Raw genomic sequence first — 12,266 nt, forward strand, 5'->3', positions numbered from 1 at the left:
GGGAGGACAGCGCCCTTCTATACGTATAAAAAAGAACGCCCCGCTTCTGGATTCGTACCGTGCCGGGTACTACCGCCCTTGTTCGGTTCTTCACACCTACAGCGTACAAAGCAACCGAAATAGGCAATCCATCTGCGGAGCGCTCATGGTCTTTCGTTCTTATTTTTCCCTCCCCAACAACCAATCCACAGAGACGTTGAGGATGTTTGCCAGCGCAGAGAGTTCAAAATCCGTCACATAACGGATTTGTCCCTCCAGCTTGGACAATCCGGACGCGTTCATATCGACTCCGTTCACCTGAAGCTGAGCCAAAAGCTCCTTCTGCTTCATCCCCTGGCTTTTCCGAGCCATTTCGACACGCGCCCCCACAAGATTGCGGGTTCCCAATGCTTGCTTGCGTAATCTCACCTTAAATTCACTCCCTACATGCTTCAATTTTTTTACCAATATTGCCAACAAAACGATGTGAATTTTGGATAAAGCGATTCATCGAACAGCTAAACCCACACAAATCCACTCGATATTTCTATTATAGTATCTATTTGTGGAAAACGCAACAAAAATATTACATATTTTTAGCTTCTTCGGCACAATTTTTTGCTTCCAATTTCTGGTGTAACCGGAAAGAAAAACATATTTGTGCTTTTCCTGGAATCTTGTTATAATAACCTTGTATAGCTTTGTGCTGGATCGGGTCATTTTCTGGCCCCTTCTTACCACCGGGACACCTACTCATTTGCAATGTTCGTTTACCGGTGACTTTAATTGTGGAGATGTTACCATGACAAATGAAAAGAAGCCCACCCGAAATCTCACGATGCTCACGGATTTCTATGAAATCACCATGTCCAATGGCTATTTTTCCAATGGCTATCGGGACACCATTGTATATTTTGACATGTTTTTCCGACATGTCCCGGACGACGGTGGCTTTGCAATTATGGCTGGCGTTCAACAGCTGGTTGAGTATATTGAAAATCTGAACTTTTCGGACGACGACATCGCTTACCTCGAATCCAAGCACATGTTCCGCCAGGAGTTTTTAGAGTATCTGCGTAACTTTCAGTTTACCTGCGATGTTTGGGCTATACCGGAAGGCACCCCCATCTTTCCCGGTGAACCGATTGTCACCGTGCGCGGACCTGTGATTCAAGCGCAGTTGATTGAAACCATGCTGCTGCTCACCATTAACCATCAAAGTATGATCGCCACCAAGGCAAACCGGATTGTCCGTGCAGCCCAGGGGCGCGCCGTCATGGAATTTGGTTCTCGTCGTGCACAGGGACCGGATGGCGCTATTTACGGCGCTCGGGCAGCTTATATCGGGGGATGCTGTGGCACTGCCTGCACCATCTCTGATCCGGACTTTGGCGTACCAGCGCTAGGCACCATGGCCCACAGTTGGGTACAGCTGTTTGACAGTGAATTGGACGCATTCCGCGCTTATGCCCGCGAATATCCCTCCAATTGCACCCTGTTGGTGGATACCTTTAATGTTTTGAAGTCCGGCGTTCCAAATGCGATCAAGGTTTTCCGAGAAGAACTGCTTCCTCGCGGGTATCGTCCTGCCGGCATCCGCATCGACAGCGGCGACATTACGTATCTCTCTCGTAAGGCACGTAAGATGCTGGATGAAGCCGGATTCCCTGATTGTAAAATTTGTGCCTCCAATTCCCTTGATGAATACATTATACGCGATATGCTGATGCAAGGTGCGAAAGTTGACAGCTTTGGAGTGGGGGAACGGCTGATTACCTCAGGCTCTGAACCGGTTTTTGGCGGGGTTTACAAGTTAGCTGGCGTTGAGGACGCCAAGGGGAATATCATTCCCAAGATCAAAATCAGCGAGAATGTCGCAAAGATCACCACACCTTGCTTTAAGGGGCTTTGGCGCCTGTTTGATCGTGACACGGGTAAAGCCATCGCAGATGTCATTACTCTGCACGATGAAGTGATCGACGACACACAGCCATATGAAATTTTTGATCCGGAGCACATCTGGAAGCGCAAAATGGTCACAAATTTCCGCGCAGTAAAACTACGCAAAAAAATCTTTGAACATGGAAAATGCATTGCCAAGGAGTATACTCTGGAAGAAATTAAGCGCTATTGTGCCGAACAGGTGGACACTCTCTGGGAAGAAGTCACCCGCTTTGAAAATCCCCACCAATACTATGTGGATCTGTCCCCCTCCCTTTGGGAAATCAAGAACCGGATGTTGGAGGAAAATACCCTGCACAACAAAAATTAAAGGATTTGTCCGGTTGACATCCACGGAAAAATCGGATAGAATAGTGCCTGCGAGCAGGCTGAACAGCTGCGGGTGAGACCCGAAAGGGTCCACACGAGGAAAGTCCGAGCTCCAAAGGGCAAGAATAACGGCTAACGGCCGCCGGGGGCGACCCTAGGGAAAGTGCAACAGAGATATACCGCCGCTTTGCGGCAAGGGTGGAAAGGCGAGGTAAGAGCTCACCAGCGCGCAGGAGACTGCGCGGCTCTGCAAACCCTATTCGGAGCAACACCGTGGAGGGACATATGCGCCGGCCCGGCGCGTCCTGTGGAGGTGGCATCGAGCTGGAGCGGCAACGCCCAGCCAAGATAGATGGCTGTTCACGACAGAACTCGGCTTACAGGCCTGGTCGCACCTTTTATGTAATCGGAGGTAAACGACGCCTCTTATAATAAAATCCCCACGATCGAGAAAGATCGTGGGGATTTTATTATAACACGAATTCTTGAAACAGCTGTGAAAGGTTCCACCAACCTTTGCGGAATCCCACCTGATTTCTATCGCTCGTTTAGCCATAATATACACCGTATAAATCATTGGAGATTCCTTTCGTCAATATAAAACTGTTACCGCACACTGAACAATAGATCTCCATAGGTGGGATACGGCCAATATTTTTCACCGACATTGTTCTCGATTTCATCCGCGATAGCGCGTGTCTTTTCCATTTGCATCAGCACGGGATTGCGGTAATATTTAGCGCACTCCTCGATATCCTTCAAATGTTCCGCTCCGGCAACCGCCGCCTCCAGTGCCTCCATCTCCTTGTAGAGGTCTGCTGTCAGCCGAGAGAGCTTTTTAAGCAGCTTTTCTTCGAGTTCGCAGCAAATATCCGCACATAGCTGCTTTTTATTGATTGCCTCTTTGCTGATGTCTTTCATATAGGCACAGGCCGCTGGAAGGATGTCCTTTTTTATCATGTCCGCCATGGTCAATGCTTCAATGTGAATCTGTTTGCAGTAATTTTCCAGCTGAATTTCACAGCGGGAGATAATCTCTGTCCCAGATAGTACCCCATACTTCTCAAACATTTCAATGTTTTCCGGATGTTTATAGTACGGCAGGGCCTCCGCAGTGGATACCAGATTCAGCAAACCGCGCCTTTCTGCTTCTTCGACCCATTCAGGAGCATAGTTATTCCCGTTGAATACAATTCGCTTGTGATCCCTATAAGAATGACGAATAATATGATTCAACTCTTTATTGAAATCCTCTGCCGTCTCCAATCGATCCGCATACCGGCAAAGCGTATCCGCCACAATGGTATTCAAGATCATATTCGGACAAGCGATCGAAACGGTGGAACCAAGCATGCGGAATTCAAATTTATTGCCGGTGAAGGCAAAGGGGGAGGTCCGGTTACGGTCTGTTGTGTCCTTTGGAAACTTGGGCAAAACATCCACGCCGATGTTCATTTCCGCGGCATCTCTTTGGTCGTATTCGCTTTTATGTTCAATGGATTCCAAAATAGCCGTCAACTCATCCCCCAAGAAAACCGAAATAATCGCTGGAGGAGCCTCGCTGGAACCCAAGCGGTGGTCATTTCCTGCACTTGCCACAGACAGACGCAGAAGATCCTGATGTTTATCAACAGCCTCCAAAATGGCTGTCAAAAATAGAAGGAACTGTGCGTTTTCCTCCGGAGATTCCCCCGGCTCCAACAAATTGATCCCTGTATCCGTGCAGATGCTCCAATTGTTATGTTTACCGCTTCCATTGACACCTGCAAACGGCTTTTCATGCAACAGGCACGCCAAACCGTGTTTGGCGGCCACCTTTTTCATGATTTCCATCGTCAGCTGATTGTGGTCTGTGGCCACGTTTCCGGTGGTAAAGATCGGCGCCAACTCATGTTGTGCGGGAGCAGCTTCATTGTGCTTGGTCTTGGCCAGGATCCCCAGTTTCCAAAGCTCTTCATCTAGATCCTTCATGTATGCCGATACACGGGGCTTAATTACACCGAAATAATGGTCCTCCAGCTCCTGCCCTTTGGGCGGCTTTGCCCCAAACAGGGTACGACCCGTATAAACCAAATCTTTGCGCTTTTTGTACATGGCTTCATCGATCAAAAAATACTCTTGCTCTGGCCCTACAGTGGTATTTACACGGTTCGCTGGCGTCCCAAACAGGCGCAGAATCCGCAAAACCTGTTTATTGAGCGCATTCATGGAGCGCAGCAGGGGCGTCTTTTTGTCAAGCGCCTCCCCGCCATAGGAACAAAATGCAGTCGGAATGCACAGCGTACCGTCTTTGATAAAAGCATCCGAGGTCGGGTCCCACGCAGTATAGCCACGTGCCTCAAAGGTCGCCCGGAGACCTCCGGAAGGGAAACTGGACGCATCCGGCTCTCCTTTGATGAGTTCTTTGCCCGAAAATTCCATAATAACCTTTCCATCTTCCACCGGATAGATGAAGCTATCATGTTTTTCCGCTGTAATACCAGTCATTGGTTGAAACCAGTGGGTAAAATGGGTCACACCTTTTTCAACCGCCCATTCCTTCATGGCGTTGGCGACGATATTGGCTACCTGCGGATCGAGGGGTTCCCCCTTCTCTCTGGTCCGTTTCAGCGCCTTATACGTCTCCTTTGGCAGGCGTTCTTTCATCACGGTTTCACTAAAGACCATACTGCCAAACATTTCCGGGACATTCCTAATGCTCATCAAATAGTCACTCCCTCTGTAATTTAAGACCAATTCAAATGATTTCTGCGGATAAGCCCTGTAGTTGACCGCCTGAATAATGCAAAAGGCGCCGCAGGGCGATCCCTACAGCGCCTTCGCGTATGGCGGACTCATTATATCCTAACCGCTTTTAATTGTCAACGGTCGGGGTCGAATTTTATAAGATTTTATCCCCTTTTCCCTATATTTATCAGATAGGATGTTTCCCCTTTGTTCGTCCAGACAAAATAAAAAACCGCTCCAAGAAATGAAACACTTGGAGCGGTAGCCACCTTGATGCATTTATGTAGCACTGCGAAGCCCTGCCGCAAGCAGGTTGGCATTGTGCTGTTCCAACGTCTCCGCAAAATAAGAGGTTCCATTTGCCGAATGGCAGAAATAGTAGTAGTTGGTATTCGCCGGATTCAAAGCCGCCTGAATAGATTCCACGCTGGGATTGCAGATCGGACCAGCCGGCAATCCTGTGATGTTATAGGTATTATAAGAACTCTGGAACCCCGGAAGCTGTGAAGGGACATTGACCTTGGCTCGATATGGATAATACATGGTAGAATCCGCCTGCAAACGATATACATTGACTGAGTTGCCAGATCTTAACCGGTTTATAAACACCGATGCCACATTGGCACGATCGGATGCGGTACTCTCCCGCTGTACCAAAGAGGCCAAAGTCATAACCTGTTCCTTGGTCAAGCCTGCGGTATTCTGCCAGTTGATATTGGCTGTCTTTGTCTGGTAATTGTCCAACATCGTTCTTAAGACGCTCTGCACATTTTGACCTTTCCAGAAATTATAAGTATCCGGATATAGATACCCCTCCAACTTATAATACCGACTGTCTGCATTCGTAATAGAGGCAATAAAAGGATAGCTATCAAATGCACTGCTGTTAGAGGCGTCAAATACTTCTTTCATACTACAAACGCCTGCCTGCTCCAACGCCTGTGCGGTCTCTCTCAGTGTCGCTCCTTCAGGAATCCGCACATTGACCGTTCCGGTTTCGTCCCCTACCTTTACCGACAGCATATTTTCCACATTTGCATAACGCAGATAGATGGTTGCCAGGCCTTCTTTTACACCACTGATCTCATATAAATACCGCCCGTCGGCCTTTTTGACGTATTTCCCTACTGCAACATCCGGATTTGAAGATACTGCATCGGGCGGGGTTCCACGGTCCGGTGTGACTGTAACCGCCAAGTAATACTTCTGTGCGGTAGTCTTCAACTCACAACTCGCTGTATCTAACCGGATGACCGGGGTTGCTGCCGAAACAGAAATGGCGGCTTCTGCTATAACCGGCGCATTTGTCGCAATTGTCCCACCCAAACAACAAACACAAAGCGCAAAAGCTACACATCGTTTGACGATTTCTCTTTTTCTATTCATCAAAACACTCCTTTGCCATAATCCCAATCGTACTGTCTCATATTATTGAGTATAGACTTCTATGATCGTTCGTTCAAGCCTCTGCATGGAAACAAATTGTAAATTTTTGAACAATCTTATTTACTTGCGCTCTATTCCCACCGCACGGCCCACCAGGTTGGTCAGGCAGCCGAACAGGATATTGGCATAATAGGTTACCAAGCGCCACAGAAGGATCGCTGGAATAATCGTCGGGCCGAAGAAAGTACCAAAAAAGAGGTAAAAGCTTCCTTCTGCGCCCCCGGAAGAGCCCGGCAGAGGGATAAATGCTGACACCATAGTAACAAAGGTCTGCGCAGCCAACATGGTAAAGATCGTCGCATCCATATTTAACGGCAGATTGAAGCTTCGGTAAATAAAATAGGGAATTAGTCCCGCCAAGGTGATCTGTACAACGGTGAAAAAACCTGACTTTAAATAAACCTTGAACGAGGTTCCCATCGTCTTTGCACTGTCGTGAAACATCTCCATCTGTCCATGAATCTTTTTATATTTTGCTACTGGATGCCGGCAAAGATGAACACGGTACAGATTCCGCAACAAAAAGCGCAGGAACCGGTCAGTAGCTTTCTCGCTTAGCATAAACAGTGTGACACCCAGAATAAATGATCCATTCGTTACAAGTCCGATGACCGTAACAAAAGAAAAATTACTGACATTCTGCTGAAAATATCCCAAGCGGAATACAACCATCACCATGGCATAAATGACCATGATTGCCTGATAGACCAGCGTTTTCATCGCTACAATCGACCCTGCTTTGCCTGTATCCACACCCATTTTGCTCATTGAATACATTTGCATCGGCTGCCCACCTGTTGCAAACGGCGTCAATGCGCTGTAGAGCAGGCCTGTCATTGCAATATGAAAGGACTGCGAAAATTTCCATTCCGGATACAGATGCTTACAAAAGACCCCCAGCACGTAGGTTTCCAACAGCCAACCACCGACCATGGCTCCCAGTGTAACCAGTAGCCATTCCCAACGAAGGCTGAAAGCGAGATGTCCCAAAGCGGTTATTCCATCCGTGGTAAACAGGAAATAAAGCAAAACCCCCATTGAGATCGCAATGGTGATAATCGCCAATAGATTTTTTTTAAGAATCCTTAAAACTTTGGCCCCCATGGAATCTTCCTCCGTCTTTCATGCGCCGTTAAACCGTCGCCTTCTTTGCCATAAGGCAATTCCTTTTTATTCTATAACAGTTTCCGAAAATATACAAGCGAAAAGTCCGGGGTGGAAGAGCACCCAGTTTCTCTCCTCTGCATACTATGAACATGGATAAGCTCCATAATCCCACGCCCCTGGGCGCAGGACGCAATACCATTACGCGAAAGGAGAGTTCTTATGGCGAACGATATGAATGGGCAAATGTGCGATCTTGCACAGCCTACACCGTTGCCTTCGGTAACGGTACCCGCCATGGCTTATGTCCCATTTCAACAATTCAGCAGTATCTATCCCCCTGAACAGGGGCTAGACAACGGTACAATTTTTCCCGAATTGAATAAACCGTTCTATGGAAGGAGGGGAGAACCCAGATGAACGAACAGGAAATGTTGATGCGAAAAATCTCTTCTCTGCGTTTTTCGATGTGGGAACTCCATTTGTTCCTGGACTCCCATCCGAATAACTGTGACGCTGCCCGCAAGCTCGAGGAAGCTCGTAAAAAAGCGGATGAACTTACCGCACAATACGAAGCCGCCTATGGCCCTCTACACGAAACCAGCAACACCACCAGCCGTTGGGCTTGGATTACAGGACCGTGGCCGTGGGAAACCGGAATGGAGGATGATGAATAATGTGGGTCTATGAGAAACGACTGGAATATCCAGTTAAAATTAAAAATCCGAATCCCGCTCTCGCAAAAATTATTATCTCTCAATACGGTGGACCAAATCGCTATTTGAGATGCATGATTTACACTTTTGGGGAAAACTATTCCCGGAGGTGATTGTAATGCAAAACAAATATCCCGATTTATACAGCCTATTGGAAAGTGACGGAGAAGCCCGCCAGTATTTTGACGCACTCCCCGATTACGTGCAGGAATGCATTCGAGATCGTTCCGGTGGTGTCAATTCATTTGAAAGTCTTTGTAATGCAGCGGACAAGTATACCCGCGGCGATGATTAAGTTCTCAAAGGCAGTTTCGCATGAGACGGTCTTTTGCAACATATGATTGCAAAAACAGTTTAACAGAAAGGATGACCACTTTATGAGGCAACAATATCCATTTTCTGTAGAACCTCTTCCCTACGATGCGCACGCATTAGAACCTGTGATCGACGCGGAAACCTTACACTTCCACCATGACAAACATCTACAGGCCTATGTGGACAATTTGAACAAAACGTTGGCCGATTACCCAGAGTACCACGATTGGAGCCTGGAAAAGCTATTGACGCAGGGAGATGCTCTGCCAGAGGCAATTCGAACCCCCGTGCGAAACAACGCTGGCGGTGTGTACAACCATCAGTTGTATTTTCGCAGTATGGGTCCCGAGAATCATTCAGGCCCATCCCCAGCATTGGCGAAAGAAATCGATTGTTATTTTGGCTCCTACGAAGCTTGGAAAGAAAAAATGAAAAATGCAGCAGTGACCCAATTTGGCTCTGGATGGGCTTGGCTTGCGGCCGACGAACAGGGACGATTACATGTGCTCAAAACAGCCAATCAGGATACCCCTCTCGCACTTCACATGTGTCCCTTACTTCCCATCGACGTTTGGGAACACGCCTACTATCTGCAATATCAGAATCGCCGCCCAGAGTATGTAGAGCAATGGTTTTCCATTATCAATTGGGATCAGGTTGAAAAACAATTTGCGATGTGTCGCAAAGGCTGATTGTAACAGTCGGAAGAAGGAGGTTGTTCTATGGAGGAATACGCGGATCTCTATCAACTTCTCTCCAAGGACTACGAAGCCAGTCAATACTATTCACTTCTGCCGTATGATGTCAAGCAGGCATTAGGATTTAAAGCTGACAGCATCCTGAACTTTGACGACCTACACAATTTCGCCATGCACTGTCAAGAAGAGGAATGACAAAAGGAGGCCCAATATGGCAAACAGTCTGGACGATCTTTTCGAGGAAGCCCCGGACGTTTTGCAGTATTTTCTATCACTGCCGCCCGATATGCAGGATGCCATTAGCCTGCGTTCCGAGGAGATTTATACAGTGGACGATTTACAACAGTACGTGGAACTCTTACAAAACGGATAATAAAAAGGGAAGCTCCTGCGGTCAATCCCGTGGAGCTTCCCTTTCTTCAAGGACAATTCCAGACAATGCCTTCTCTAAAGCACGAAGCAGAGCATGTTCTTTAGCGGATTGTTCTGGGCGAGGGACCCAGTCATATCGTTTCATCACTGTAAAATGGTCCATCCCCTTCTGCCCAGATGCCCTGCAAAAGAGATAAGAACTTCTTCGAACCGAACCCATATATACATCTGCGGTAAAATCATCTTTTCTCCCCATAATGCATCCCTCCGATGATTTATATTCGCGGAGACGTTCGTCCTATGCCGCATAATAAGCCTATCTTCCTTCTACAAATAGATCAAGGAGGAATCCACATGAAAATAGCTGCGGCCTACATACGTGTGTCAACCGATGGACAATTGGAATATAGCCCCGACAGCCAACTGAAGGTTGTCCGGGACTACGCGCAAAAAAATGGGATGTTGCTCCCAGAATCCTTTATTTTTCAGGAGGAAGAAGGAATTAGTGGAAAACAGGCAGAAAAGCGTCCCGCTTTTATGCGTATGATTGGAATGGCAAAACAAAAGCCCAAACCCTTTGACTGTATCCTCTTATGGAAATTCAGCCGTTTTGCACGAAGCCGGCGGGATAGCATTGTCTACAAAACCATGTTACGGAAACAATTGGGTATTGATGTTATTTCTGTAACCGAACAGCTTGGCGACGATGAGCTCTCCCTTCTCCTAGAGGCAGTAATCGAAGCTATGGATGAATACTATAGCATCAATCTGGCAGAAGAGGTCAAACGTGGGATGTTGGAAAAAGTAAGCCGGGGTGAACCGGTCACACCCCCTGCATATGGTTATCGTATCCAAGAAAAGCGCTATATCCCGAATTCAGAAACCGCTCCAGTGGTACGATGGATGTTTGAACAACGAGCGCAGGGTATTTCCTGCAAAGAAATCGCCCAGCAGCTCAACGAAATGGGAATTCCTACTGCACGGGGGCTTCGTTGGGAAGCTCGTGCCGTAGAATATCTTTTACAAAACCCCGTCTACATCGGAAAAATCCGTTGGAATCCGCACCGTTCTTCTGGGCGTACAAGAAACACAGCAACCATCCATGCTCACAGAGGGAAACCATAAACCTCTTGTGGACCTCGCTTTGTGGGCCGAAGTTCAAAATCAACAAAATCGTAGAATACGGCGAGAACGTCAGTGCCTCCCCAAAAGGTGTTATCCTTTGCGAGGCCTTGTTTTTTGTTCTTCCTGTGGGGCGCCACTCGTCAAAAGCGCTCGGAATGCATTACAATGTTGCGGATATGCCCATGGCAACTGCACCATCTCCCACTACATTCCCAATCAAAGATTAGAAGAATGGATTTATTGTACTTCAGACGCTGATCTTCCCTACAAAATCTCCAGATGGCCCCCATCCCCCATGTGAATCCGGAAAGCCTTCTTCATTTGCAAGTGGAACGAGAAAAAAAGAAGCTGGAACGGCTTCGCGATGCCTACGAAGCTGGAGCCGAAACCCTGGAGGATTATTGTCGCGAGAAGGCACGCTTACAAGCACGCCTCACCACGCTTACCGCCGATATGAAACGCCTATCGTTCCCATCTGTGGCTCATAAGCCAATCAACATTTCTTCCTTGCTTCGTTCAAACCAGATTACAGGGCAAGAGAAGAACCGCTTGTTACACACGATTTTTAAGCGTATTGTATTCGATTCTACAAAAAATCATCTGGATTGTTATTATCAAACCATATAAATCTCTCAACTTACAATCCGGGGTACCGCATGGAGGCTAGGCGCTTCTCTGCGCTATCTAAGCCAAAGATATAGCATGCCGTATCCAGAATTAAAAGCCATATTGACCGATATAGGTACGGAAGAACTGGCACACTTGGAGATGGTCAGCGCAATTGTCTATCAATTAACACGCGGTTTGACTACAGAACAGATCAAAAACGCTGGATTTGATACGTACTTTGTCGATCATACAACAGGTGTCTATCCACAAGCTGCCAGTGGCGAACCCTTTACAGCTAATACTTTTTCAGTAACCGGAGATGTACTGGCTGATCTCCATGAGGATTTGAGTGCAGAACAAAAAGCTCGTTTAACGTATGATAACATTCTTCGTTACGCAGATGACCCGGATGTGCGTGATCCGATCAAATTCTTGCGTGAACGCGAAATTGTGCATTACCAACGTTTTGGCGAGGCACTCCGAATCGCTACCTGATAATCTGGACTCCAAAAACTTCTATGCCTTTAACCCATCGTTCGATAAAAAATAAACTTTGGACAATACGTCTTAAAATGTGTTATGTATATTCCAAATTCCTTTCATGATACTCTTCATAACACATACAAAAAAGCCTCCTAGCTTTTATCCCAAATAGCTAGGAGGCTTTTTCTATACGTTCATCAGCATATATCACAAAATTTCTATATTTCTGTTGCCTAAAGCAAACCTTTTCTTACAAGGAGATATAATCGAGAGATTTATGCATCGCATCGATCAACCTTTCATTCCGAAAGTACAGTACATTTCGCTTCACAATACTACAGAAGATGTGTAATATGCAATGAATTTCTCAGATTAACTGAATCAAACCAAATGATTTTCTGGATATTCTATCCTTCCTTTT

The 12,266-nt window shown here is 46.9% G+C and carries 15 protein-coding genes, 1 other RNA gene and 1 pseudogene; 12 read left to right on the forward strand and 5 right to left on the reverse strand.

The annotated features are described in order from the left end of the window. Positions 1–159 precede the first annotated feature (159 nt). Positions 160–408, reverse strand: coding sequence for a helix-turn-helix domain-containing protein (locus tag ACGCCZ_RS15225; RefSeq protein WP_054324560.1), 249 nt, complete (start codon positions 406–408; stop codon positions 160–162). Between the two features lie 373 nt (positions 409–781). On the opposite strand from ACGCCZ_RS15225, the gene ACGCCZ_RS15230 reads away from it, so the two are divergent. Further along, positions 782–2,251, forward strand: coding sequence for a nicotinate phosphoribosyltransferase (locus ACGCCZ_RS15230; protein ID WP_242967289.1), 1,470 nt, complete (start codon positions 782–784; stop codon positions 2,249–2,251). Positions 2,252–2,301: 50 nt separating this feature from the next. After that, positions 2,302–2,646, forward strand: an RNA gene (gene rnpB, locus ACGCCZ_RS15235) — RNase P RNA component class A. 210 nt (positions 2,647–2,856) lie between these two features. Here the strand turns inward: rnpB and ACGCCZ_RS15240 are convergent. The 3 genes from ACGCCZ_RS15240 to ACGCCZ_RS15250 all read right to left on the reverse strand — a co-directional run bounded on the left by ACGCCZ_RS15240 (position 2,857) and on the right by ACGCCZ_RS15250 (position 7,527). Next, a complete protein-coding gene (locus ACGCCZ_RS15240) occupies positions 2,857–4,947 on the reverse strand; it encodes a glutamine synthetase III (protein WP_143255381.1) in 2,091 nt (696 codons plus the stop codon). 309 nt (positions 4,948–5,256) lie between these two features. Next, a complete protein-coding gene (gene mltG, locus ACGCCZ_RS15245; RefSeq protein WP_054324562.1) occupies positions 5,257–6,363 on the reverse strand; it encodes an endolytic transglycosylase MltG in 1,107 nt (368 codons plus the stop codon). A 120-nt stretch (positions 6,364–6,483) separates the two neighbouring features. After that, the gene (locus tag ACGCCZ_RS15250; protein WP_411656453.1) at positions 6,484–7,527 is read right to left on the reverse strand and encodes a lysylphosphatidylglycerol synthase transmembrane domain-containing protein; all 1,044 of its coding nucleotides are present in this window, start codon (positions 7,525–7,527) and stop codon (positions 6,484–6,486) included. Positions 7,528–7,749: 222 nt separating this feature from the next. Here ACGCCZ_RS15250 and ACGCCZ_RS15255 point away from each other — a divergent pair, with 222 nt between their 5' ends. From ACGCCZ_RS15255 to ACGCCZ_RS15285, 7 genes are all read left to right on the forward strand, one after another. Beyond that, positions 7,750–7,947 carry a spore coat associated protein CotJA gene (locus tag ACGCCZ_RS15255; RefSeq protein WP_054324564.1) on the forward strand — a complete coding sequence of 66 codons (198 nt, stop codon included), beginning with the start codon at positions 7,750–7,752 and terminating at the stop codon, positions 7,945–7,947. After that, the gene (locus tag ACGCCZ_RS15260) at positions 7,944–8,204 is read left to right on the forward strand and encodes a spore coat protein CotJB (RefSeq protein WP_054324565.1); all 261 of its coding nucleotides are present in this window, start codon (positions 7,944–7,946) and stop codon (positions 8,202–8,204) included. Before ACGCCZ_RS15255 ends, ACGCCZ_RS15260 begins: the two co-directional genes overlap by 4 nt. After that, on the forward strand, positions 8,204–8,356 hold the full coding sequence (locus ACGCCZ_RS15265) for a manganese catalase family protein (protein ID WP_082402263.1): 153 nt from the start codon (positions 8,204–8,206) through the stop codon (positions 8,354–8,356). Before ACGCCZ_RS15260 ends, ACGCCZ_RS15265 begins: the two co-directional genes overlap by 1 nt. Before the next feature lie 5 nt (positions 8,357–8,361). After that, positions 8,362–8,538 (forward strand): hypothetical protein, encoded by a 177-nt coding sequence (locus ACGCCZ_RS15270; RefSeq protein ID WP_162838204.1) that lies wholly within the window; start codon positions 8,362–8,364, stop codon positions 8,536–8,538. A gap of 82 nt (positions 8,539–8,620) precedes the next feature. Further along, on the forward strand, positions 8,621–9,250 hold the full coding sequence (locus tag ACGCCZ_RS15275; RefSeq protein ID WP_054324566.1) for a superoxide dismutase: 630 nt from the start codon (positions 8,621–8,623) through the stop codon (positions 9,248–9,250). A gap of 30 nt (positions 9,251–9,280) precedes the next feature. After that, positions 9,281–9,451 (forward strand): hypothetical protein, encoded by a 171-nt coding sequence (locus ACGCCZ_RS15280; protein ID WP_153802353.1) that lies wholly within the window; start codon positions 9,281–9,283, stop codon positions 9,449–9,451. A gap of 16 nt (positions 9,452–9,467) precedes the next feature. Beyond that, positions 9,468–9,629 carry a hypothetical protein gene (locus ACGCCZ_RS15285; RefSeq protein ID WP_153802354.1) on the forward strand — a complete coding sequence of 54 codons (162 nt, stop codon included), beginning with the start codon at positions 9,468–9,470 and terminating at the stop codon, positions 9,627–9,629. A 21-nt stretch (positions 9,630–9,650) separates the two neighbouring features. Here ACGCCZ_RS15285 and ACGCCZ_RS15290 read toward each other — a convergent pair whose 3' ends face one another. After that, complete coding sequence (locus ACGCCZ_RS15290; protein ID WP_054324567.1) at positions 9,651–9,884, reverse strand: hypothetical protein; 234 nt, start codon at positions 9,882–9,884, stop codon at positions 9,651–9,653. A 98-nt stretch (positions 9,885–9,982) separates the two neighbouring features. On the opposite strand from ACGCCZ_RS15290, the gene ACGCCZ_RS15295 reads away from it, so the two are divergent. From ACGCCZ_RS15295 to ACGCCZ_RS15305, 3 genes and pseudogenes are all read left to right on the forward strand, one after another. Then, positions 9,983–10,753, forward strand: coding sequence for a recombinase family protein (locus ACGCCZ_RS15295; protein WP_411656454.1), 771 nt, complete (start codon positions 9,983–9,985; stop codon positions 10,751–10,753). 327 nt (positions 10,754–11,080) lie between these two features. Continuing rightward, a complete protein-coding gene (locus ACGCCZ_RS15300) occupies positions 11,081–11,380 on the forward strand; it encodes a hypothetical protein (protein ID WP_411656455.1) in 300 nt (99 codons plus the stop codon). A gap of 21 nt (positions 11,381–11,401) precedes the next feature. Continuing rightward, positions 11,402–11,912, forward strand: a pseudogene (locus tag ACGCCZ_RS15305) (manganese catalase family protein); the annotation flags it as partial. Positions 11,913–12,266: the final 354 nt, after the last annotated feature.

The sequence above is a fragment of the Anaeromassilibacillus sp. SJQ-1 genome (assembly GCF_046693725.1).
Classification (GTDB): Bacteria; Bacillota; Clostridia; order Oscillospirales; family Acutalibacteraceae; genus Anaeromassilibacillus.